Origin of the sequence: Ligilactobacillus aviarius, from assembly GCF_001654615.1 — a bacterium.
Taxonomy (GTDB): Bacteria; Bacillota; Bacilli; order Lactobacillales; family Lactobacillaceae; genus Ligilactobacillus; species Ligilactobacillus aviarius_B.
This window is the reverse complement of sequence record NZ_LWUD01000012.1, coordinates 1-1,163: the sequence shown is the minus strand read 5'-3', so window position 1 is coordinate 1,163 and position 1,163 is coordinate 1. Positions and strand designations below refer to the sequence as shown.

Here is a 1,163-nt window from a genome sequence, read left to right as displayed (position 1 = left end):
CCAAACTTACCTACAGCGTTGAACGTTGTGAAAATTGCGGATTCCCCGATGTAATTAAAAATGGAACACGTCAGACAAGGATCCGCTTAAGTAGTTTTAATGGTGATCGTTATATTCTCAAACTGGCTAAACAACGTTATCGGTGTTACCATTGTAACTCCACCTTTGGTGCTAAAACTGATATTGTTGAATTCAATCATTCACTTTCTAAACGGTTTGATGAAGATATCCTTGCTCAAGCCTGCTCTTCATTAACTGCCACTCAAATTGCTAAAATGTATGGTTGTTCTGCTTCATCAGTAATTCGTATTATTAACCGTCATTGTCATCCAAAATATCGTGAACCAGTCCTTCCTAAGCATCTCTGTTTTGACGAATTTCGTTCAACCGGAAGGCTGATGTCATTTATTTGTTGCGACTCTGATACCCATAAAATTATTGTTAAACTTCCCAACCGTCTTACTAAGACAATTACCGATTATTTTGTCAATCGTTATCCTCTTTCCGAAAGACAACAAGTTGAAACTGTTGTTGCTGATTTAAACGCACAATATATCTATTTTATTAAACATATTTTTCCAAATGCTCAAGTTATCATTGATCGATTCCATATTGTTCAATTAACTGCTCGGGCTCTAGACAAATGTCGGACAACTTTAATCAGTCACATTAATAAGCATTCTCGAGAATATAAACTGCTTAAATCACATTGGAAATTATTCCACAAATATGAGAAAGAAATCATTGACGATAAGCCAGTATTCCTTAACGGAATCAATGAATACATGACCCAACGTAATGCATTAGACCTTATTTTTGATTTCTCACCGAAATTCAAACAAGTTTATCAAGTATATCAAGGAATTTTAGAAGCAACTAGAGAAAAAGATGGGTCAATTCTTCATGATGTTATTTACAATTATCATCCGACACGAAGTGCCATGGATACCGCCGTTTCAACTCTGAAACGGAATATTCATTACGTTAAGAATGCCTGTTATTTCAGTTACTCCAACGGTCCGATTGAAGGAATTAATCGTAAAATTAAAGAATTAAAGCGTCACTGTTACGGGTTTTCGTAATTTACATAAGCTTATTTATATCGCATTGCTTGTATTTTTCTCTTAAATCAAAAAGAAGCATTAACTGCGCAACAAACATTA

General features: G+C 34.7%; 1 protein-coding gene. It reads left to right on the top strand.

The annotated features are described in order from the left end of the window. Positions 1-1,082, top strand: a 1,082-nt coding sequence (locus tag A3O17_RS02525; protein WP_155729647.1) for an ISL3 family transposase, incomplete at its 5' end; no start/stop codon positions are given. Positions 1,083-1,163 lie beyond the last annotated feature (81 nt).